Here is a 21839-nt window from a genome sequence, read left to right as displayed (position 1 = left end):
GTGCGAGGGGGCGGGGGTGTGGTGGGTGCGGCGGATTGTGCGGGGTGCTGGGGCTGGGGCTGGTGGGCAGTGAGACGGGTCGTCCGGTGCCGCATTCGGTGCGGCTCGGCTGTGGCTGGGCGCGGGTTCCCGCGCCCCTCGGGTGGGGTCGGGCCTTGTGGCGTGGGTGTGGGTTCGGTGGGTGTGGAGTGCGAGAGGGGTTGGTCGGAATGGGTGCCTGGGGTGCTGTTCACGGGCTGGGGGCGGTCGTACTCGTCCTGCTGGTGGCGGGGTGGGTGGAGGTGGGCCGGCGGTCGCGGGGGACGCGGCGCAGGGCGGCGGGGCTGGTGGCGCGGGAGGTTGCCGTGGCGCGGGCGGGGCTGCGGGTCGTCCCGGTGGTGCGGCGGTGGGCGCCGGTCGTGGGCGCGGGGTGCGGGGTGGTGGTGCTGGTCGGTGGGGTGGTCGGCGCGGTGCTCGGGGCCGGGGTCGCCGTGGGGGTGTGGCGGTGGCAGGTGTACCAGGCGCGGGCACGTCCGGTGGAGGAGCCCGACCCCGGTGCGGTGGCTCGGCAACTGCCGCTCGCCGCAGATCTTTTGGCGGCCTGTGTCGCCGCCGGTGCCGGTCCCGCCGTGGCCGCTTTCGCGGTCGGGGAGGCGCTCGGAGGGCCGGTGGGGGACGCCCTCGCCCGGGGTGCGGCCGAGGTGCGACTCGGGGGCGACCACGCCGACGCCTGGCGCCGGTTGGCGCGGATACCGGGAGCCGCCGCGCTGGCCCGGCTGCTGGAACGGGCCGGTGACTCCGGTCTCCCGGCGGCGGGCCCCGCCGCCCGGATCGCCTCGGACGCCCGCGCCGAGTGGGCGCGCGACGCCACGGCACGGGCACGGCGCGCGGCGGTCATGGTCGCCGCCCCGGTCGGACTGTGCTTCCTGCCCGCGTTCATCGCCCTCGGCGTCCTGCCCGTGGTGATCGGGCTGGCGGGCGGGGTGCTGGGAGGGGGTGGGAGCTGAGAGACGGCCCGTGGCGCTCACGAGTGCGGGTGCGGACACGGGTGCGCATGTGGTGCGAGTGGTCGAGCGCGAAAGCGTCAACAGCCTTTGTGGAAAGAGGAGTTCGAGATGAAGAAGAACGCGGTGCGGAGCAGGCTCGGGTTGATCCTGGGGCTGCTGCGGGAGCGGTGTCGGCGGGACGGGGGCATGGTGACCTCCGAGTACGCGATGGGGATCGTCGCGGCGGTCGGCTTCGCCCTGCTGTTGTACGAGGTCGTCACCAGCGGCCAGGTGAAGGCGGAGCTCCAGTCCATCGTGAAGCGGGCGCTCAGTGCGCGGATGTGAGCCGGGGCGTGTCCGCGGAGTCCCGTCGTCGGCCGATGGTGCTGGGCGTGTGCCAAGTGCCGTGTGGCGGAAGGGACTTCGCGGGCCGGACCTCGGCGCGGACCGGGGGTTCGTGACGGCGGAGTCGGCGGTGGTGCTCTGTGTGCTCCTGGCGTTCACCACCACGCTGGTCGGGGTGCTGCTGATGATGGCGGCGCGGATCGAGTGCGTGGACGCCGCCAGGGCGGGCGCCCGGTCCGCCGCCCGGCAGGACCCCGCCGACACGGTCGTACGGATCGCGCGGGACGCCGCGCCGCGGGGTGCGCGGGTGACCGTCGGAAGGGAGGGCGACCGGGTGCGGGTGACCGTGGTGGCCGCGCCGCCGCTGCTGGGCGGGCTGCCGTTCGAGGTACGGGAGGAGGCGGTCGCGGACGCGGAGGAGGTGACCGGGACATGAGCGCCGGGCGGAGGGAGCCGTCGGGGGACCGGGGCTCCGCGACCGTGTGGAGCGTCGGGGTCGTCGCGCTGCTGTGCGTGGTGTTCGGCGCCGTACTCGCCCTCGGCCAGGCCGTGGTCGTACGGCACCGGGCCGCCGGGAGTGCCGATCTGGCGGCCCTCACCGCGGCGGACCACTGGGCCGAGGGCGAGGACGGCGCCTGCGACCGGGCACGGGAACTGGCCGTCGCGCAGGGTTCCCGCGTGGTCCGATGCGCCCTGACCGGCGACATCTCGGACGTGACGGCCGCGGTGGGGCGGGGACCGTTCGCGGCGGAGGTCAGAGCACGGGCGGGCCCGGCCGCACCCGAGCCGGTCTCCGGACCCGCACCCGAGCCGGTCTCCGGACCCGCGCCCGAGACCGACCACAGCCTTCACCTCAGCCCCAGCCCCAACCCCCACCCCAACTCCGGGGAGCGGCCCCTACTCCGTGGGCACCCCCCGCCCCGGAGCGTCCCGTAGCAGCACGGAAAGGAGGCGTACCGCGCCGCGCTTGTGCAGGGGCTCGTTGCCGTTGCCGCACTTGGGGGACTGGATGCAGGAGGGGCAGCCGGCGTCGCATTCGCAGGAGGCGATGGCCTCGCGGGTGGCCGTGAGCCAGGCGTGCGCGGTGTGGAAGGCACGTTCGGCGAAACCGGCGCCGCCGGGATGGCCGTCGTAGACGAAGACGGTGGGCAGGAGGGTGTCGGGGTGGAGGGGGACGGAGACGCCGCCGATGTCCCAGCGGTCGCAGGTGGCGAAGAGCGGGAGCAGGCCGATGGAGGCGTGTTCGGCGGCGTGCAGGGCACCGCCGAGGATCTCCGGGTTGATCCGGGCCGCGTCGAGCTGGTCCTCGGTGACCGTCCACCACACCGCGCGGGTGCGCAGGGTGCGCGGCGGCAGGTCGAGCTTGGTCTCGCCGAGGACCTCGCCGGTGATCAGACGGCGGCGGAGGAAGGAGACGACCTGGTTGGTGACCTCGACGGAGCCGTAGCAGAGGCGGCCGGAGCCCCAGGGGATCTCGGTGTCGGTGCTCAGGACGGAGACGGAGGTGGTGTCGCGGGCGACGGTGGAGTACGGCGGTTCGGCCCGCTCGACCAGGGCGACCGACTCCTTCAGGTCGAGGGAGCGGACCAGATGGGTGCGGCCCTGGTGCAGATGGACCGCGCCCTCGTGGACGGCGGAGTGCGCGGCGGCCTCGTCCACGGTGCCCAGCAGGCGGCCGGTGCCCTCCTCCACGATCTGCACCGGGCTGCCCCCGCCGCCCCGGATGTCGGTGAGGTCGGCGGCCCGCTCGCGGCGGGTCCAGTGCCAGGCGCGGGTGCGGCGGCGCAGCAGTTTCGCGGCCTCCAGCTGCGGCAGCAGTTCCGCGCTCGCCGGGCCGAACAGCTCCAGGTCCTCCTCGGTGAGCGGGATCTCCGCCGCCGCCGCGCAGAGGTGCGGGGCGAGGACGTAGGGGTTGTCGGGGTCGAGGACGGTGGACTCGACGGGCTGGTCGAACAGGGCCTCGGGATGGTGCACGAGGAAGGTGTCCAGCGGGTCGTCGCGGGCCACCAGCACCGCGAGGGCACCCTGTCCGGCCCGTCCGGCGCGGCCCGCCTGCTGCCAGAGGGAGGCGCGGGTGCCGGGGTAACCGGCGATGAGGACGGCGTCGAGGCCCGCGATGTCCACGCCCAGTTCCAGCGCGGTGGTGGAGGCGAGGCCTAGGAGTTCGCCGGAGTGCAGGGCGCGTTCCAGGGCCCGGCGCTCCTCGGGGAGATAGCCGCCCCGGTAGGCGGCGACCCGGCGGGCCAGCGAACGGTCCACCTCGGCCAGCCGTTCCTGGGCGATCACCGAGATCAGCTCGGCGCCGCGCCGGGAGCGGACGAAGGCGACCGAGCGGACGCCCTGCACGGCGAGGTCGGTGAGCAGGTCGGCGGTCTCGGCGGTGGCGGTACGGCGTACCGGGGCGCCCTTCTCGCCGTGGAGTTCGGTGAGCGGGGGCTCCCAGAGGGCGAAGACCAGTTCGCCGCGCGGGGAGGCGTCGTCGGCGACCTCGGCCACCGGCAGCCCGGTCAGCCGCCGGGCGGCGACGGCGGGGTCGGCGGCGGTCGCGGAGGCGAGCAGGAAGACGGGGGAGGAACCGTAGCGGGCGCAGAGGCGGCGCAGACGGCGCAGCACCTGGGCGACATGGGAGCCGAAGACACCCCGGTAGGTGTGGCACTCGTCGATGACGACGTACTTCAGCGCCTTCAGGAAGGAGGCCCAGCGGGGGTGGGAGGGGAGTATCCCGCGGTGCAGCATGTCGGGGTTGGTCAGCACGTGGTTGGCGTACTGGCGGACCCACTCGCGTTCCTCGAAGGGGGTGTCGCCGTCGTAGACGGCCGGGCGGACCGCGGTGCCGAGAGGTTGTGCGAGTTCCTTCACCGATCTGCACTGGTCCGCCGCGAGCGCCTTGGTGGGCGCCAGGTAGAGGCTGGTGGCGCCGCGTCCGTTGGGCGCCTCGGAGCCGTCCAGCAGGGCGGACAGCACCGGTACGAGATAGGCGAGGGACTTGCCGGAGGCGGTGCCGGTGGCGACGACCACCGACTCACCGGCCAGGGCGCGCCCCGCCGCCTCGGCCTGGTGGGCCCACGGCCGCTCGATACCGCACGCCTGTACGGCGGCGATCACTTCCGGGCGAATACCGTCAGGCCAGCGGGCATGACGACCCGCGCGCGGGGGCAGGTGCTCCGTATGAGTGACGCGCGCGGAGCGGCCCGGTCCCGAGGTGAGCCGGTCCAGGACCGCCCCCGGAGACGGGTGGAACGCCTGTTCCGCCTGGGATCGGTCGGATCGGTGATTCTTGGCCATCGGAGTCGAGTGTGTCACCGGCGTGACGGACAATGAGGCCAAGGCGTCGTGCACGCCCGCCGGTAAGTGATTGAATGCCATCGCGGCTGGCGTTCCGTCCCGAGGGCCGCGTGTGTGTGCCTGTGGGACGACCGCTCGATAGCAAGGTGCTGGAGGATCCGTGGACCTGTCCCTGTCAACCCGTACCGTCGGCGATCGTACGGTCGTCGAGGTCGGTGGCGAAATCGATGTATACACCGCGCCGAAGCTGCGCGAGCAGCTCGTGGAGCTGGTGAACGACGGGAATTTCCATCTCGTCGTGGACATGGAGGGCGTGGACTTCCTCGACTCCACCGGGCTCGGCGTGCTGGTCGGCGGCCTGAAGCGGGTGCGTGCCCATGAGGGTTCGCTGCGCCTGGTCTGCAACCAGGAGCGCATCCTGAAGATCTTCCGCATCACCGGTCTCACCAAGGTGTTCCCGATTCACACCTCGGTGGACGAAGCGGTCGAGGCCACCGACTGATCTCCGGGTCGAGCTCCGGTTCCGGGCCCGTGGGGGTCCGGACCGGGTACGGCCCCGCCCCGGACCGTCACGATGGTCCGGGGCCCCGATGTTCCACCCGCCCGATAGTTCCACCGCGGGGTGCGGACGCGAGGCGTCCCGCCTCCGCATCGCACGCCCGTAGTCGTTGAGGGGGATGCATGGCCACCGTCGAACTCCGCTTCAGCGCGCTGCCCGAGCACGTCCGGACCGCCCGCCTGGTGGCGGCCGCGGTGGCGCGCCGGGCCGGAGTGGACGAGGCCGTCCTCGACGAGGTCCGGCTCGCCGTGGGCGAGGCCTGCTCGCGGGCCGTGGGACTGCACCAGAGCCACGCGGTCGCCGCACCGGTCAAGGTCGCGCTGATCGAGGACGAGAAGCTGTTCTCCATCGAGGTCGGCGACGAGGCCCCGCACGCCGTGGCGGCCGACCGGGTCGCGGGCGGCGCCGACGCGGACGCCGACGTCGAGGCCGAGGAGGACGAGATGGGCCTCGCGGTCATCAGCGGCCTCGTGGACGACGTCCAGGTCACCGCGGGCGCGGACGGCGGTCTGATCCGCATGAGCTGGCCCACGGTCCCGCCGACCGTCACCCTCGCCTGAGCCTGAGCCTGAGCCTGAGCCTGAGCCTGAGCCTGAGCCTGAGCCTGAGCCTGAGCCTGAGCGGCACGATTACGCCTCCCCCTTTTCCCCCGCCGGCCCCGCGTCGGCCGCTTCCGCCTGCCCGGGTGCAGGTGTTCCCGCCGGTCCTCCCCGTCGCCTGAATTCGTGAAGGAATTCACGATCAATGGCCGGACCCCGATCACGTGCGGGTCCAACCATTGATCATGTGCGGGTCCGGACCTCGATCATTTGCGGAAGTGGGCAGAAAGGCCAATTCTGATTACCGGCCCCCTTCTTGGAACACCCGCCGGTCCCTACACTCCGTCCACATCGTGAGCTCAGCCCAAGCGTCAGGGAGGACGAATGGCGGAGCTTTCCCCTCACATTCCCATCGACAATCCTCTAGCGGCGGCGGTCCTGACGGACGGCAACCGGGTCCTGGTGGCGGTGATCGCGGTCGTGGCCCTGGCCGCGCTCGCGCTCGCGGGCGTGCTGGTACGGCAGGTACTGGCGGCGGGCGACGGCACCGACAGCATGAAACGGATCGCGGAAGCGGTCCAGGAAGGCGCCAAGGCGTATCTCGCCCGGCAGTTGCGGACACTCGCGGTGTTCGCCGTGATCGTCTTCTTCCTGCTGATGCTGCTGCCCGCCGACAACTGGGGCCAGAGAGCCGGACGTTCGGTCTTCTTCCTCATCGGCGCGCTTTTCTCGGCGGCCACCGGCTATATCGGCATGTGGCTCGCCGTACGCAGCAATGTGCGCGTCGCGGCAGCCGCGCGGGAGGCGACTCCGGGTCCCGGAGAACCGGAAAAGGATCTCACCCTCGTTTCCCACAAAGCGATGAAGATCGCTTTCCGTACCGGCGGTGTGGTCGGCATGTTCACCGTGGGACTCGGTCTGCTGGGCGCCAGTTGCGTGGTGCTCGTCTACGCGGCTGACGCGCCGAAGGTGCTGGAGGGCTTCGGCCTCGGCGCCGCCCTGATCGCCATGTTCATGCGGGTCGGCGGCGGCATCTTCACCAAGGCCGCCGACGTGGGCGCCGACCTCGTCGGCAAGGTGGAACAGGGCATCCCCGAGGACGATCCGCGCAACGCCGCGACCATCGCGGACAACGTGGGCGACAATGTCGGGGACTGCGCGGGCATGGCGGCCGACCTGTTCGAGTCGTACGCCGTGACGCTGGTGGCCGCGCTGATCCTGGGCAAGGTCGCGTTCGGGGACGCGGGTCTCGCGTTCCCGCTGCTCGTGCCCGCGATCGGGGTGGTCACGGCGATGTTCGGCATCTTCGCGGTCGCGCCGAGACGGAGCGACCGCAGCGGCATGTCGGCCATCAACCGGGGCTTCTTCCTGTCGGCGGTGGTCTCGCTGGTCCTGGTCGCCGTCGCCGTCTTCCTCTACCTGCCGGGGAGTTACGCCGAACTCGACGGGGTCGGGGACGCGGCGATCCGCGCCAAGGACGGCGACCCGCGCGTCCTCGCGCTGGTCGCGGTGGCCATCGGCATCCTGCTCGCCGCCGTGATCCAGCAGCTCACCGGGTACTTCACCGAGACCACCCGGCGCCCGGTGCGGGACATCGGCAAGACCTCCCTCACCGGCCCGGCCACCGTCGTCCTGTCCGGCATCTCGCTGGGCCTGGAGTCGGCCGTCTACACCGCGCTGCTCATCGGGCTCGGTGTGTACGGGGCGTTCCTGCTGGGCGGCACCTCGATCATGCTCGCGCTGTTCGCGGTCGCGCTGGCCGGGACCGGGCTGCTCACCACGGTCGGGGTGATCGTGGCGATGGACACCTTCGGGCCGGTCTCCGACAACGCGCAGGGCATCGCGGAGATGTCCGGCGACGTGGAGGGCGCCGGGGCGCAGGTGCTCACCGACCTGGACGCCGTCGGCAACACCACCAAGGCCATTACCAAGGGCATCGCCATCGCCACCGCCGTCCTCGCGGCCTCCGCGCTGTTCGGGTCGTACCGGGACGCCATCACCACCAGCGTGCGGGACGTGGGCGTACGGCTCGGCGGGCCGGGTGCGCCGCTGAACCTGTCGCTGGACATCTCCCAGCCGAACAACCTCGTCGGGCTCATCGCCGGGGCGGCGGTCGTGTTCCTCTTCTCCGGGCTCGCCATCAACGCCGTGTCGCGGTCGGCGGGTTCGGTGGTGTTCGAGGTCCGGCGCCAGTTCCGGGAGCGGCCCGGCATCATGGACTTCACGGAGAAACCGGAGTATGGCCGGGTCGTGGACATCTGCACGAAGGACGCGCTGCGCGAACTGGCCACACCGGGGCTGCTCGCCGTGATGGCGCCGATCTTCGTCGGGTTCACGCTCGGGGTCGGCGCGCTCGGGTCGTACCTCGCGGGCGCGATCGGCGCGGGGACCTTGATGGCGGTCTTCCTCGCCAACTCCGGCGGTGCCTGGGACAACGCCAAGAAACTGGTCGAGGACGGGCACCACGGCGGCAAGGGCAGCCCCGCCCACGAGGCGACGGTGATCGGCGACACGGTCGGTGACCCCTTCAAGGACACCGCCGGGCCCGCCATCAACCCCCTGCTCAAGGTCATGAACCTCGTCTCGCTGCTCATCGCGCCCGCCGTGATCAAGTTCTCCTACGGCGCGGGCGAGAACCTGGGCGTACGGATCGGGGTCGCGCTGTTCGCCCTCGCGGTGATCGTCGTCTCGGTGTACGTCTCGAAGCGGCGCGGCATCGCGGTCGGGGACGACGACGAGGGCGACCGGTCCGCCAACTCCTCGGGCACGGCGGTGACTTCGTAGAGTTCTGCAGGAGAGGTACGTCAACGGGCGGGCGCCCGGCGTGAAGTGACGCGCCGGGCGCCCGCACGCTGCCGGAGTGTGCCCGCGTACGCCGTGAGTCTTCTCTCCCGGTGGCTGCCAGGGGCTCCGGCGTGCGAAGCGTCACAAAAGCTTACTAACGGGGCGTCCGATGGGGAGATGATGTCCCCTGGCCGTGTAAATTCCGGGGGCCGAGAGCCATTGAAGGGACCGATCCGGTGAACAAGAAGCTCGCGGCCACCCTGTCCTGCGGTGCGGTACTGGTGGCAGCGCTGTCGGGATGCACCAGCGAGAAGGACAGCGGCCCCGACCCCAAGCTGATGACGTGGGCCAAGCAGGTCTGCGACGGCCTGCCCGCGCAGGACGCCAAGATCAGAGCGGCGAACGCGTCGATCTCCAAGATCTCCAACGACAGCAATCTGCCGCCGAAGACCGCCAAGGAGACCTACTCCAAGGCGTTCCAGGACATGGCCGACGGCTACAAGGGCATCGCGGGCGCCCTCTCCGGCGCGGGCGCGCCCCCCGGCGTGGACGGCGGCTCCAAGCTCCAGCAGGACGCGTCCCGGAACCTGCTCGGCCTCGCCACGGCCTACGGCGACCTCCAGAAGAAGGTGGACGCGCTCGACACCGACGACCAGGGCAAGTTCGCCAGTGGTCTGCACGACGTCGCCGCGCAGACCAAGGAGATCGACAAGCAGAGCAACAGCGGCACCGAGGCGCTCAAGCGGCTGGAGCAGGGCGAGGTGAAGACGGCCATCGCGGAGCAGGAGAGCTGCCATGTGCGCGCGTCCGCCGCGCCGTCCGCCGCGCCGTCCGGGGCACCTTCCGAAGGCGGAAGCGGGGGGTCCGGTTCCGGTTCGGGCTCCGCCTCGCCGTCCACCTCGGCGACGAAGGGCTGACCGGGCGGGCCGGTGCCCGGGCTGTGCCGCGTGGCTCCCTCCCGGCCCCCGCGGGACACAATGGGGGCGTGACTGACACCGGCCTCGCCCCCCTGCCCGCCACCGACCGCCCCGACACCGCGGCGCGCCTGCGCGAAGCCCTGCTCGCGGCCTCCTTCACCGCCGACGGTCTCCTCGACCTGCTCGGCGCCCCCGCCTACGCGGCGCTGGCCCGCAGCGAGACGGTGCCCGCGCTCCGGGCCACCCGTGGCGACACCCCGTTGCAGACCCTCGTACGCCTCTTCCTGCTCCAGCAGCCCGCGCCGTACGCGCAGGTGGCGCGGGTGCTGCCCGCCGACGAGGCGCTGGACGCCGGGTGGCTGACTCGCGTCGGCGGCGACGAGGTGGCCGCCACGGTGGACGTACGGCCGTACGGCGGACCCGACGGCGAGGACTGGTTCATCGTGTCCGACCTCGGCTGCGCGGTCGGCGGCGCGGGCGGGATCGGGCAGCACGCCGAGCAGGTGGTGCTGGGGGTCGGCGGTGCCTCGACCACGCTCGCCGGGATCACGGTGCGTACGCCGGTCGGCTCCGCGCTCGACCTCGGCACCGGGTCCGGCATCCAGGCGCTGCACGCCGCCCAGCACGCGACGCGGGTCACCGCGACCGACGTCAACCCGCGCGCTCTGCACATCGCGGCGCTCACCCTCGCGCTGTCCGGGGCGCCCGCCGCCGACCTGCGCGAAGGGTCGCTGTTCACGCCGGTGCGGGACGACGAGACGTTCGACCTGATCGTCTCCAACCCGCCGTTCGTCATCTCGCCCGGCGCCCGGCTCACGTACCGCGACGGCGGGATGAGCGGGGACGATCTGTGCCGCTCGCTCGTTCAGCAGTCGGGTGACCTGCTGAACGAGGGCGGCTTCGCGCAGTTTCTCGCCAACTGGCAGCACGTCGAGGGGGAGGAGTGGCAGGACCGGCTCCGCTCCTGGGTGCCGCGCGGCTGCGACGCGTGGATCGTCCAGCGCGAGGTGCAGGACGTCACGCAGTACGCCGAGCTGTGGCTCCGCGACGCCGGTGACCACCGGGGCGACCCGGCGGAGTACCAAACGCGGTACGACGCGTGGCTCGACGAGTTCGAGGCGCGCAAGGTGCGCGGGATCGGGTTCGGGTGGATCACGCTCCGGCGCACCGGCGCGGCCGAGCCCTCCGTCGTCGTGGAGGAGTGGCCGCACCCCGTCGAGCAGCCGCTCGGCGAGGCGATCCGGGCCCACTTCGACCGGGTGGACTACCTCCGCTCCTACGACGACGCCGCCCTGCTCGAAGGCCACTTCCGCCTCACCGCCGAGGTCGTCCAGGAGCAGGTCGGCCTCCCCGGCGCCGAGGACCCGGAGCACGTCGTCCTCCGCCAGCACCGGGGCATGCGGCGCGCCACCAAGGTGGACACCGTCGGCGCCGGGTTCGCCGGTGTCTGCGACGGCTCCCTCAGCGCCGGGCGCATCCTCGACGCCATCGCCCAGCTGGTCGGCGAGGACCCCGTCCTCCTCCGCGACCGCACCCCCGCCCAGATCCGCCTCCTGGTCGAACAGGGCTTCCTGGAACCGGCGCTCTAGAACCGCGCCCCGGTCACCCGGGGTGCGCCCGGTGACGTAGCTCCCCTGGGCCGCCTGACGTACCCGGCCGCACTCCACCGTGTGAACTGTGAACGGCTGGAAAGGATCGCCGCGGCACCCGGTGCGGGCCGATGTGAACCAGATCGCACCGGAACCCCGCCCCACCGCACACCGCGGAGCGGCGCCGCACCCTCTGACGTCGGACGTCGTGGCCGCGTACGGCCCCGGGGAGGGAACGGGAGCGGCCCGCTCCGGACCGGGGAGACGGCCCGGCCGGGGACTCCGGGCGGCAGGAATACCGGTAGTCGGGTTACCGTTCGAGTGGCCGTTGTGGGCTTTTCCCGTCTGACGCGGGGGCGGGATGTACCGTCACAGTCCCCAGCGTCCTATCGGCCAGCAGCACGCGGCGACCCCGGAGAAACACCGCCGGGGCAGTCCCCGGCGTCCATCGGAGAGAAGAGCGAAGTTGTCCCCGACCAGCGAGACCGCACAGGGCGGTCGCCGACTCGTCATCGTCGAGTCGCCAGCCAAGGCGAAGACGATCAAGGGCTATCTCGGCCCCGGATACGTCGTCGAGGCGAGTGTCGGGCACATCCGTGACCTCCCCAGCGGCGCCGCCGAGGTGCCGGAGAAGTACACCGGTGAGGTCCGCCGCCTCGGTGTGGACGTGGACCATGACTTCCAGCCGATCTATGTGGTCAACGCCGACAAGAAGGCACAGGTCAAGAAGCTCAAGGACCTCCTGAAGGAGTCCGACGAACTCTTCCTGGCCACCGATGAGGACCGGGAGGGCGAGGCGATCGCCTGGCACCTCCAGGAGGTCCTCAAGCCGAAGATCCCCGTCAAGCGGATGGTCTTCCACGAGATCACCAAGGACGCGATCCGCGCCGCCGTGGCCAACCCGCGCCAGCTCAACCAGAAGCTGGTGGACGCCCAGGAGACCCGCCGCATCCTCGACCGCCTCTACGGCTACGAGGTCTCGCCGGTCCTGTGGAAGAAGGTCATGCCGCGCCTGTCGGCCGGCCGCGTCCAGTCCGTCGCCACCCGGCTCGTGGTCGAGCGGGAACGCGAGCGCATCGCCTTCCGCTCCGCCGAGTACTGGGACCTCACCGGCACCTTCGGCACCGGCCGCGCGGGCGACCCCTCCGACCCGTCCACGCTGGTCGCACGCCTTCAGTCGGTGGACGGACGGCGTGTCGCGCAGGGCCGCGACTTCGACTCCGTCGGGCAGCTCAAGGGCGCGAACACCCTGCACCTGGACGAGGCGAACGCCCGCTCGCTGGCCGCCGCGCTCGCCGACACCCGCTTCGCGGTCCGCGCGGTCGAGTCCAAGCCGTACCGCCGCTCCCCGTACGCCCCGTTCCGTACGACGACGCTCCAGCAGGAGGCGAGCCGCAAGCTCGGCTTCGGCGCGAAGGCGACCATGCAGGTCGCCCAGAAGCTGTACGAGAACGGCTACATCACGTACATGCGTACCGACTCCACGACGCTGAGCGAGACTGCCGTGTCCGCCGCCCGTGCCCAGGTCACGCAGCTGTACGGCGCCGACTACCTGCCGCCGCAGCCGCGCGTGTACGCGGGCAAGGTCAAGAACGCCCAGGAGGCGCACGAGGCGATCCGCCCCTCCGGCGACCGCTTCCGCACCCCCGCGGAGACCGGCCTGACCGGCGACCAGTTCAAGCTGTACGAGCTGATCTGGAAGCGGACCGTCGCCTCCCAGATGAAGGACGCCGTCGGCAACTCGGTCACCGTGCGCATCGGCGGCGCCGCCGCCGACGGCCGGGACGTCGAGTTCACCGCGTCCGGCAAGACGATCACCTTCCACGGCTTCCTCAAGGCGTACGTCGAGGGCGCGGACGACCCGAACGCCGAGCTGGACGACCGTGAGCGCAGGCTGCCGCAGGTCGCCGAGGGCGACGCGCTGTCCGCCGAGGAGATCACGGTGGACGGCCACGCCACCAAGCCCCCGGCCCGCTACACCGAGGCGTCGCTGGTCAAGGAGCTGGAAGAGCGGGAGATCGGCCGCCCCTCCACGTACGCGTCGATCATCGGCACGATCCTGGACCGCGGCTACGTCTTCAAGAAGGGCACGGCCCTGGTGCCGTCCTTCCTGTCCTTCGCCGTGGTCAACCTGCTGGAGAAGCACTTCGGCCGGCTCGTGGACTACGACTTCACCGCGCGCATGGAGGACGACCTCGACCGCATCGCGCGCGGCGAGGCCAAGGCCGTGCCGTGGCTGAAGCGCTTCTACTTCGGCGAGGGCACCGTCGCGGGCGTGGCGGCCGACGCGGGCAACGGCGACGGCGACCACCTCGGCGGCCTCAAGGAACTGGTGACCGACCTCGGCGCGATCGACGCCCGCGAGGTCTCCTCCTTCCCGGTCGGCGCCGACATCGTGCTCCGCGTCGGCCGTTTCGGGCCGTACATCGAGCGCGGCGAGAAGGGCACCGAGGAGTACCAGCACCACGACATCCCGGACGACCTCGCGCCCGACGAACTGGACGTGGAGCTGGCCGAGGAACTGCTGGCCAAGCCGAGCGGCGACTTCGAGCTGGGCGCCGACCCGGAGACGGGCCGTCAGATCGTCGCCAAGGACGGCCGCTACGGCCCGTACGTGACCGAGATCCTGCCCGAGGGCACCCCGAAGACCGGCAAGAACGCGGTCAAGCCGCGTACCGCCTCCCTCTTCAAGTCCATGTCCCCGGACACGGTCACCCTCGCGGACGCCCTCAAGCTGATGTCCCTCCCGCGTGTCGTCGGCACCGACGCCGAGGGCGTGGAGATCACCGCGCAGAACGGCCGCTACGGCCCGTATCTGAAGAAGGGCACCGACTCGCGGTCGCTGACCTCGGAGGACCAGATCTTCGGCATCACGCTGGAGGAGGCCCTCGCCATCTACGCGCAGCCCAAGCAGCGCGGGCGGGCCGCCGCCAAGCCGCCGCTGAAGGAGCTGGGCGACGACCCGGTCTCCGGCAAGCCGGTCGTGGTGAAGGACGGCCGCTTCGGTCCGTACGTCACCGACGGCGAGACCAACGCGACCCTGCGCTCCGGTGACAGCGTCGAGGAGATCACCCCCGAGCGCGGCTTCGAACTCCTCGCCGAGAAGCGGGCCAAGGCGCCCGCCAAGAAGACGACGAAGAAGGCCCCGGCCAAGAAGGCTCCCGCCAAGAAGGCCACGCCCGCGAAGAAGACGGCTGCCAAGAAGACGACAGCAGCCGCCAAGAAGACCACCGCGAAGAAGACGACAGCTGCCGCCGCCAAGAAGGCGACCGCCACTGCTTCCAAGACGGCGGCTTCGGGTTCGGGGTCGGCCTCGGAGGAGTGAGCGGGGAGGGGCAGGCGCTCCGGCTCCGGGGGCCGTACCGGCTTCCGCGGTATTCGGGGGCCGTACCGGCTTCCGTAGTAACGGCCTTCGCTCTCGTTCGTACGATCATCAGCCGCGTGCCTCGGGTGTCCCACGACACCCGGGGCACGCGGTTCGTCGTCGTACGGGGGTCGCGTGCGGCTGCCTCGGGAACGGCGGCCTCGGGTACGGCGGCGTACTGCCGCGCCGGGTGCCGTACGGAGGCGTACGGCGTCCCCCGCGGGCCCGAAGACCCCGCCCCGGTATCACTCTTCGGTCTCGGGTGCGGATCGTGCGGGGACGCCGGGTGTGCTGTCAGTGGCTGCGGATAGGCTGAACGCATGATGCGAGCCGACCAGCCGACGGCGCCCCCCACCGCACCGGACGACGCACTCGTCGCGGACTCCCGCGAGCGTGCCGTGCGTTCACTTCTGCGCCGCCCCGAGGTGCGGCGCCTGTGGAGCGCCCAACTGGTGAGCGGTGTCGGCGATGTGCTCGCCCTGCTCGTCCTGGTGCTGCTGGTGCTTCAGGCCGCGGTGCTGGAGGGCTCGTTCGGGGGCGGTGCGCGCGGGGTCGCGTTCGCCGTGGCGACCGTGTTCGCCGCCCGGATCGTGGCGACCCTCCTCTTCGGCGCCGTGCTGCTCGGACCGGTCGCCAGGCTGACCGCGCCGGACGGCCCGCTGGACCGCCGCTGGACGATGGTCGGCGCCGACGGTCTGCGCGCGCTGCTGCTGATCGTCGCGCCCCTGTGGATCGACTGGACGCCCGCGAACGCGCTCACCGTGCTGCTCGCCACCGCCTTCGTCATCGGTGTCACCGAGCGGCTGTGGACGGTGTGCCGCGAGAGCGCCGCCCCCGCGCTGCTGCCCGCCCCGCCGCCCGAGGGCGCCACGGTCCGCCCGCTGCCCGACCACCTGGACGCGCTGCGCCGCCTCGCGCTGCGCACCGGGTTCCTCGCGGTGCCGTTGGCCGCCGCCGTCCTCGTCGTCGCCGCCCTGCTGAACAACCTGCTGGGCACCGCCCTGATCTGGTTCGACCAACACCACGCGGCCCTCGCCTCGTACGTCGCGGCCGGACTCTTCGCCGCCTCGCTGTCCCTGCTGGTCTTCCTCGAAGTGCCCCGCACCCGCACTCCGCGCCCGCGCTCCCCGCTGGAGGGCCTGCGCCGCCCGCGCACCGGCACCGGCGTGGACAAGGGCCGCACCGGCGCGATCCCGCTGCTGATCCCGGCCTGCGCCGCGGTCGCCGGGGCGGTCTCCGCCGCCGTCGCGGTGTGCGTGCTGCACGCCAGTGACCTCGGTGGCGGCCCGGTGCTGTACGGCCTGTCCGTGCTCGCCCTCACCGGCGGTGTCGCGTTCGGTATCCGCACGGCGCCCTCGGTGCTGCCCTCGCTGTCCCGCCGCAGGCTGCTCGCGCTGGCCATCGCCGGTACCGGCATCGCCCTGCTCGCCGCCGGACTCGTCCCGGACGTCACCACCGTCCTGCTGCTGCTCGCCCTCGCGGGCGTCTGCGCCGGTACGGCCGCCAACACCGGGCACGCCCTGCTCGACCAGGAGACCGAGGAGTACCGCCGGGTCCGCGCCACCGAGCACCTGCACGCGGTCGTCCGCGTCGCCATAGCGCTCGGCGCCGTGGTCGCACCCCTGGTCGCCGCGCTCATCGGACCGCACCGGCTGGCCGGCGGCCGGTTCGTCTTCGCGCACGGCGGGGCCGCCTTCACCCTGATGCTGGTCGGCGCGCTGCTGCTGCCGGTCGCCGCGCTGGTGCTCGCCAAGGTGGACGACCGCTCCGGCGTCCCGCTCCGGCACGACCTCAGGGACGCGCTGCTCGGCGGCGACGACCCGGTCACCGCCCCCGCGACGAACGGATTCTTCATCGCCCTGGAGGGCGGCGACGGCGCCGGGAAGTCCACCCAGGCCGAGGCGCTCGCCGAGTGGGTCCGCGCCAAGGGCCACGAGGTCGTCCTCACCCGCGAGCCGGGCGCCACCCCGGTCGGCAAGCGGCTGCGCTCGATCCTGCTCGACGTCTCCTCCGCCGGTCTCTCCCACCGCGCCGAGGCCCTGCTGTACGCCGCCGACCGCGCCGAGCACGTGGACACCGTCGTACGGCCCGCCCTGGAGCGCGGCGCGGTCGTCATCTCGGACCGGTACATCGACTCCTCCGTCGCCTACCAGGGCGCCGGACGCGATCTGTCCCCGACCGAGATCGCCCGCATTAACCGCTGGGCCACCGACGGACTCGTACCCCACCTGACCGTGCTGCTGGACGTGGACCCGGAGACGGCACGCGAGCGGTTTACCGAGGCGCCGGACCGGCTGGAGTCGGAGCCCGCCGAGTTCCACGCCCGCGTGCGCGCGGGGTTCCTCACGCTCGCCGCGTCCGACCCCGGCCGCTATCTGGTGGTGGACGCCGGCCAGGAGCCCGAGGCCGTCACCACGGTTGTACGGCACCGCCTCGACATCGTGCTGCCCCTCTCCGAGGCCGAGATCAAGGCCCAGGAGGAGGCGCGGAAGAAGGCCGAGGAGGAGGCCCGCCGCAAGGCCGAGGAAGAGGCCGCGCGCAAGGCCGAGGAGGAGCGCCTGGAGCGCGAGCGCCAGGAGGAACTGGCCCGGCTGCGCGCCGAGGAGGAGGAGCGCAAGCGGCGCGAGCTGGAGGAGGCCCAGCGCCGCGAGGCCGAACGCCAGGCCGAGGAGGCCCGCCGCCGCGCGGAGGAGGCCCGCAGGAAGGCCGAGGAGGAGCAGCAGCGGCTGCTCGCCGAGGAGAAGGCCCGCGCCGAGGAGGAGACCCGCCGCAGGGCCGAGGAGGAGCGCCGCCGCGCGCTGGCCGCCGAAGAGGCCCGGCTGCGCGCCGAGGAGGAGACCCGTCTCGCCGAACAGCGCGCGGTGGAGGAGGCACGCCGCCTGGACAAGCAGCGCAAGGCCGAGGAGGCCCTGCTGCGCGCCGAGGAGGCCCGCCGCCAGGCCGCCGAGGCAGCCGCCTCGGCCGACGCCGTCGCCCTTCGCCCCGGCACCCCGCAGCCCCGGATGCGCGGCCCGGTCCCGGAGGCGGCCACCGTGCAGACACCGGTGGTGCGGCCGGAGGGGCGTCCCGCGGACGAGGGTCGTGCGGACGCGCGCCCCGCGGATGAGGGCCGTACGGGCGAGGGTCGTGCGGATGACGGTCGGCGGGGTGTGGACGAGACCGTTCCGACGCCGGTCGTGCGGCCGGAGGACGGATCGGGTCCGGCTCCGGCGTCCGGTCCGACGCCCGGCTCGGGAACTCCGGGGGGCGACGACACCACGGTGCTGCGGCCGGTGCGCGAGGACGACGAGCCCCGCGACCGGGGCGCCGAGGTGACGGCCGAGCTGCCGCAGCACCCGGCCGCCGGACTCGGCGCCTCGGACGAGACGACGCTGCTGCCGCGTGTCTCGGGCGCGGACACCTCCGCCGGTGCGCGTACCGGCGGCGCCGACGAGACCGCCGTCATGCCGCCCGTACGGGACGACGCCCCGGCCGACCGGGTGCCGTCCGGCTTCTTCCGTGACGAGGCCGCCGGTGCGCCCGGCGGTCACTCCGCCCGGCACGAGGGTTCCGACGGCCCCGCCGACCGTACGCGCGAGCTGCCCCAGCTCGACGCCGACGGCACCCCGCGCCGCCGCCCGCGCTCCGACTGGGCCGAGGAGACCCCGCTGGACGATCTCCCGTCGCTGGCGGACGAGCTGCTCGGGTCGTACGACGAGCGGGAGTACGGGGAGCAGGAGTACGGCGACTCGGGCGACCCTCGGGGCACCGGACCCGGTGACGACGGGCGCGACCAGAGGCGCCGGGGCAGGGGCCGGGGTCGGCGCGGCTGAGCCGAGAACCTGGCGGGCGGCGCCCGTCGCGGTACGCGGAGCGAACGACTCCGGTGCTGCGGCGGGCGCCGTTGCGTGTGCCGGGGGGAGGGTGAGGGGAGGGAAGGGGCGGCGACCCGGAGAGCGTCCGGGCCGGGAACCCTGAGCATGTCCGGGCCGGAACCCTGAGCGTCTCCGGGCCGGAGCCCTGAGCGTGGTCGTGCCGGAACCCGGAGAGTCTTTGCGCCGGAACCCTGAGCAGGGCCCCGGTGCCTGATCAGGGAAGGATCAGGGGCCGGTCAGGGCCGAACCGGGGTCCGCGCTGTCGGTGCCCACCCGCACAATGGAGGACGGAACGCGCAGGACGACGGCGCCGCGAGGGCCGTACGAACGGCAGCGCGACATCCGCGAGCACGACGGCACGACGTGAGAATCACGGCACGACGCGAGAGCGACGGCACGACGACGGAAGGGCGGCACGACCCATGACCGTGTGGGACGACCTCGTCGGACAGGAGAAGGTGAGCGCGGTGCTCGACGCCGCCGCGCGGGACGCCGACGCCCAGGTCACGGCCGCGGCGACCGGAGGAACCCCGCCGGAGGCATCCCGGATGACGCACGCCTGGCTGTTCACCGGGCCGCCCGGCGCCGGACGGAATCAGACCGCGCGCGCCTTCGCCGCCGCCCTCCAGTGCGTGAGCCCCGACCGCGCCCTCGGCGGAGCGCCCGGCTGCGGCTTCTGCGACGGCTGCCACACCGCGCTGCTCGGCACCCACGCCGATGTCAGCTCCATCGCCGCGGTGGGCGCCGAGATCCTGGTCAGGGACATGCGGGACACGGTCCGCAAGTCGTACACCGCGCCCGCCAACGGCCGCTGGCAGGTCATCCTGGTCGAGGACGCCGAGCGGCTGAACGAGAAGTCGGCCAACGCGGTCCTCAAGGCCGTCGAGGAGCCCGCGCCGCGTACCGTCTGGATGCTCTGCGCGCCCTCGATCGAGGACGTGCTGCCCACGATCCGCTCGCGCTGCCGCCACCTGAACCTGCGCACGCCCTCCGTGGACGCCGTCGCCGACATGCTCGTCCGCCGGGACGGCATCGACCCCGAGACGGCCGCGTCCGCCGCGCGCGCCACGCAGGGGCACGTGGACCGGGCACGCCGTCTGGCCACCGACCCGGCGGCCCGCTCCCGCCGCGCGGCCGTGCTGAAGCTGCCGCTGCGTCTGGACGAGGTCGGCGCCTGTCTCAAGGCCGCCCAGGAACTGGTGGACGCGGCGGCCGAGGACGCCAAGCAACTCGCTGAGGAGATGGACGGCAGGGAGTCCGAGGAGCTGAAGGCGGCGCTCGGCGCGGCCCAGGGCGGACGGCTGCCGCGCGGCACGGCGGGCGTGATGAAGGACCTGGAGGACATGCAGAAGCGCCGCCGCACCCGCACCCAGCGCGACAGCCTCGACGTCGCCCTCTCCGACCTGACCGGCTTCTACCGCGATGTCCTCGCCCTCCAGCTCGGCTCACGCGTCGCCATCGCCAACGGCGACGCGGGGGACGCGCTGGACCGCCTCGCGCGGGACACCAGTCCGGAGGCGACCCTGCGCCGTATAGAGGCGATCGGCGCGTGCCGGGACGCGCTGGACCGGAACGTGGCACCGCTGCTGGCGGTGGAGGCGATGACGATGGCGTTGCGGGCGGGGTAGCGGATACCGCTGCACCGGGAGGGGAGGGGATCGCGTGGAAGTGGACTCGGTGGAGGCGGATCTCGCGGAGGCGGGCGTTCCCTCGTACGGGGAGACGTGTGGAACACACCGTGCCCGGCCGGTCGCACCCCGTTACGCTCGCCTGATGCACATCTGGTCACCCTCCCGCCGGACCTCCCCGGTGCCCCCGGCCCGTACCCGCCGCACCCGTACCCCCCGTGCGGCGACCGCGCGCGCCGCGGGCTCGCTCCTGGCGGTAGCCGCCACCCTGCTCGCCTCCGCGTGCTCGCCCGGCGACACGGCCACCGCCCCGGCCGGTACGGCGCAGGCGGCGCTGGCCGCCCTGCCGCGCGTCACCCCGACCGCGCTCTCCCCGTACTACCACCAGAAGCTGAACTGGCGGGACTGCGGCACCGCCGGGTTCCAGTGCGCCACGCTCAAGGCGCCGCTGGACTACGCGAAGCCCGACTCGGGCGAGGTGCGCCTGGCCGTCGCCCGCAAGCGGGCCACCGGCAAGGACGAGCGGCTGGGCTCGCTGCTGGTGAACCCCGGCGGACCGGGCGGTTCCGCCATCGACTACCTCCAGCAGTACGCCGCCATCGGCTACCCGGCGGACGTACGCGCCCGGTACGACATGGTCGCCGTGGACCCGCGCGGGGTGGCCCGCAGCGAGCCGGTGGAGTGCCTGAACGGGCGGCAGATGGACGCCTACACGCAGACCGACATGACACCGGACGACCAGAAGGAGACGAACGCGCTGGTCAGCGAGTACCGCACGTTCGCGGAGAGCTGCGGCGCGCACTCGGCGGGCCTGCTCCGGCACGTCTCCACCGTCGAGTCGGCGCGGGACATGGACCTGCTGCGCTCCGCCCTCGGCGACGACCGGCTGCACTACGTGGGCGCGTCGTACGGCACGTTCCTCGGCGCGACGTACGCGGGGCTGTTCCCGAACCGGGTCGGCCGACTGGTGCTGGACGGCGCGATGGACCCCTCGCTGGACGCCCGCGCGCTGAACCTCGGCCAGACGGCGGGCTTCGAGACGGCGTTCCAGGCGTTCTCCCGCGACTGCGTACGGCAGACGGACTGCCCGCTCGGCGGACGCGGCACCACGCCCGCGCAGGTGGGCGACCACCTGAAGGCGTTTTTCCAGAAGGCCGACGCGCACCCGATCCCGGCACCCGGCTCGGGTGGCCGCAAGCTCGGTGAGTCCCTGGCGACGACCGGTGTGATCGCCGCGATGTACGACGAGGGCGCCTGGCCGCAGCTGCGGTCGGCCCTGTCCTCCGCGATGAACAAGAACGACGGCTCCGGCCTGCTCGCCCTCTCCGACAGCTACTACGAGCGCGATTCCAAGGGCCACTACAGCAACCTGATGATGGCCAACGCCGCCGTCAACTGCCTCGACCTGCCTCCCGCGTTCACCAGTCCCGAGCAGGTCGAGAAGGCGCTCCCCGAGTTCGAGAAGGCGTCCCCGGTCTTCGGCCGCAACCTCGCCTGGGCCTCCCTGAACTGCGCGTACTGGCCGGTCCGCGCGACGGGCGAACCGCACCGCATCGAGGCGCCGGGCGCCGCCCCCATCGTGGTCGTCGGCACCACCCGCGACCCCGCCACCCCCTACCCCTGGGCCCAGTCCCTCGCCCGCCAGCTCACCTCCGCCCGCCTCCTCACCTACGTCGGCGACGGCCACACCGCCTACGGCCGCGGCAGCACCTGCATCGACTCGGCGATCAACACCTACCTCCTCGACGGCACCCCGCCAGCAGCGGGTAAGCGCTGCTCCTAGGCACGACACGGGGGCGCTCCCACACCACCGGGAGCCCCCCCCCCCCCCCCCCCCCCCCCCCCCCCCCCCCCCCCGCCCGGGCACCCCCCCCCCCCCCCGCCCCCCCCCCCCCCCCCCCCCCCCCCCCCCCCCCCCCCGCCCCCCCCCCCCCCGCCCCGCCCCCCCCCCCCGCCCCCCCCCCCCCCCCCCCCCCCCCCCCCCCGCCCCCCCCCCCCCCCCCCCCCCCC

General features: G+C 73.2%; 14 protein-coding genes. 13 read left to right on the top strand and 1 reads right to left on the bottom strand.

The genetic code is table 11. The features are described 5' to 3' along the window. The first annotated feature begins 209 nt into the window (after nucleotides 1-209). The 4 genes from KUM39_RS26675 to KUM39_RS26660 all read left to right on the top strand — a co-directional run bounded on the left by KUM39_RS26675 (nucleotide 210) and on the right by KUM39_RS26660 (nucleotide 2246). Nucleotides 210-986 carry a type II secretion system F family protein gene (locus KUM39_RS26675; RefSeq protein ID WP_217788341.1) on the top strand — a complete coding sequence of 259 codons (777 nt, stop codon included), beginning with the start codon at nucleotides 210-212 and terminating at the stop codon, nucleotides 984-986. Between the two features lie 108 nt (nucleotides 987-1094). Beyond that, nucleotides 1095-1310, top strand: a complete 216-nt coding sequence (locus KUM39_RS26670; RefSeq protein ID WP_217788340.1) for a DUF4244 domain-containing protein — start codon at nucleotides 1095-1097, stop codon at nucleotides 1308-1310. 112 nt (nucleotides 1311-1422) lie between these two features. Beyond that, complete coding sequence (locus KUM39_RS26665; RefSeq protein WP_217788342.1) at nucleotides 1423-1746, top strand: TadE family type IV pilus minor pilin; 324 nt, start codon at nucleotides 1423-1425, stop codon at nucleotides 1744-1746. Continuing rightward, complete coding sequence (locus KUM39_RS26660) at nucleotides 1743-2246, top strand: Rv3654c family TadE-like protein (RefSeq protein WP_217788339.1); 504 nt, start codon at nucleotides 1743-1745, stop codon at nucleotides 2244-2246. The genes KUM39_RS26665 and KUM39_RS26660 overlap by 4 nt, the downstream gene beginning before the upstream one ends. Here KUM39_RS26660 and sftH read toward each other — a convergent pair. Then, the gene (sftH, locus tag KUM39_RS26655) at nucleotides 2208-4676 is read right to left on the bottom strand and encodes a DEAD/DEAH box helicase (protein ID WP_217788338.1); all 2469 of its coding nucleotides are present in this window, start codon (nucleotides 4674-4676) and stop codon (nucleotides 2208-2210) included. The genes KUM39_RS26660 and sftH overlap by 39 nt on opposite strands. 79 nt (nucleotides 4677-4755) lie before the next feature. On the opposite strand from sftH, the gene bldG reads away from it, so the two are divergent. The 9 genes from bldG to KUM39_RS26610 all read left to right on the top strand — a co-directional run bounded on the left by bldG (nucleotide 4756) and on the right by KUM39_RS26610 (nucleotide 21612). Continuing rightward, the gene (bldG, locus tag KUM39_RS26650) at nucleotides 4756-5097 is read left to right on the top strand and encodes an anti-sigma factor antagonist BldG (RefSeq protein WP_217788337.1); all 342 of its coding nucleotides are present in this window, start codon (nucleotides 4756-4758) and stop codon (nucleotides 5095-5097) included. Between the two features lie 179 nt (nucleotides 5098-5276). Then, on the top strand, nucleotides 5277-5714 hold the full coding sequence (locus tag KUM39_RS26645; RefSeq protein ID WP_217788336.1) for an ATP-binding protein: 438 nt from the start codon (nucleotides 5277-5279) through the stop codon (nucleotides 5712-5714). 363 nt (nucleotides 5715-6077) lie between these two features. Next, nucleotides 6078-8477, top strand: coding sequence for a sodium-translocating pyrophosphatase (locus KUM39_RS26640; RefSeq protein WP_217788335.1), 2400 nt, complete (start codon nucleotides 6078-6080; stop codon nucleotides 8475-8477). A 236-nt stretch (nucleotides 8478-8713) separates the two neighbouring features. Next, a complete protein-coding gene (locus KUM39_RS26635; protein WP_308288252.1) occupies nucleotides 8714-9394 on the top strand; it encodes a small secreted protein in 681 nt (226 codons plus the stop codon). A gap of 68 nt (nucleotides 9395-9462) precedes the next feature. Then, nucleotides 9463-10983 carry a DUF7059 domain-containing protein gene (locus KUM39_RS26630; protein WP_217788334.1) on the top strand — a complete coding sequence of 507 codons (1521 nt, stop codon included), beginning with the start codon at nucleotides 9463-9465 and terminating at the stop codon, nucleotides 10981-10983. Between the two features lie 466 nt (nucleotides 10984-11449). Then, nucleotides 11450-14308, top strand: coding sequence for a type I DNA topoisomerase (gene topA, locus KUM39_RS26625; protein ID WP_217788333.1), 2859 nt, complete (start codon nucleotides 11450-11452; stop codon nucleotides 14306-14308). 359 nt (nucleotides 14309-14667) lie between these two features. Further along, complete coding sequence (tmk, locus tag KUM39_RS26620; protein WP_217788332.1) at nucleotides 14668-18159, top strand: dTMP kinase; 3492 nt, start codon at nucleotides 14668-14670, stop codon at nucleotides 18157-18159. A gap of 464 nt (nucleotides 18160-18623) precedes the next feature. Beyond that, nucleotides 18624-19829 carry a DNA polymerase III subunit delta' gene (locus KUM39_RS26615; protein WP_217788331.1) on the top strand — a complete coding sequence of 402 codons (1206 nt, stop codon included), beginning with the start codon at nucleotides 18624-18626 and terminating at the stop codon, nucleotides 19827-19829. Between the two features lie 145 nt (nucleotides 19830-19974). Continuing rightward, entirely contained in the window at nucleotides 19975-21612 is a 1638-nt protein-coding gene (locus KUM39_RS26610; RefSeq protein ID WP_217788330.1) for an alpha/beta hydrolase, read from the top strand. Nucleotides 21613-21839 lie beyond the last annotated feature (227 nt).

The sequence above is a fragment of the Streptomyces corallincola genome (assembly GCF_019104725.1).
Lineage (GTDB): Bacteria > Actinomycetota > Actinomycetes > Streptomycetales > Streptomycetaceae > Streptomyces > Streptomyces corallincola.
Note: the sequence above shows the minus strand (reverse complement) of the source record. Positions and strands in the feature narration are given on the sequence as shown.

Bases quoted from the DNA above. Each gene is read 5' to 3' on its own strand.
- KUM39_RS26615 (WP_217788331.1), top strand. From the start codon at position 18,624: ATGACCGTGTGGGACGACCTCGTCGGACAGGAGAAGGTGAGCGCGGTG.
- KUM39_RS26645 (WP_217788336.1), top strand. From the start codon at position 5,277: ATGGCCACCGTCGAACTCCGCTTCAGCGCGCTGCCCGAGCACGTCCGG.
- tmk (WP_217788332.1), top strand. From the start codon at position 14,668: ATGATGCGAGCCGACCAGCCGACGGCGCCCCCCACCGCACCGGACGAC.
- KUM39_RS26675 (WP_217788341.1), top strand. From the start codon at position 210: ATGGGTGCCTGGGGTGCTGTTCACGGGCTGGGGGCGGTCGTACTCGTC.
- KUM39_RS26610 (WP_217788330.1), top strand. From the start codon at position 19,975: ATGCACATCTGGTCACCCTCCCGCCGGACCTCCCCGGTGCCCCCGGCC.
- KUM39_RS26640 (WP_217788335.1), top strand. From the start codon at position 6,078: ATGGCGGAGCTTTCCCCTCACATTCCCATCGACAATCCTCTAGCGGCG.
- KUM39_RS26670 (WP_217788340.1), top strand. From the start codon at position 1,095: ATGAAGAAGAACGCGGTGCGGAGCAGGCTCGGGTTGATCCTGGGGCTG.
- KUM39_RS26660 (WP_217788339.1), top strand. From the start codon at position 1,743: ATGAGCGCCGGGCGGAGGGAGCCGTCGGGGGACCGGGGCTCCGCGACC.
- sftH (WP_217788338.1), bottom strand. From the start codon at position 4,676: ATGGCATTCAATCACTTACCGGCGGGCGTGCACGACGCCTTGGCCTCA.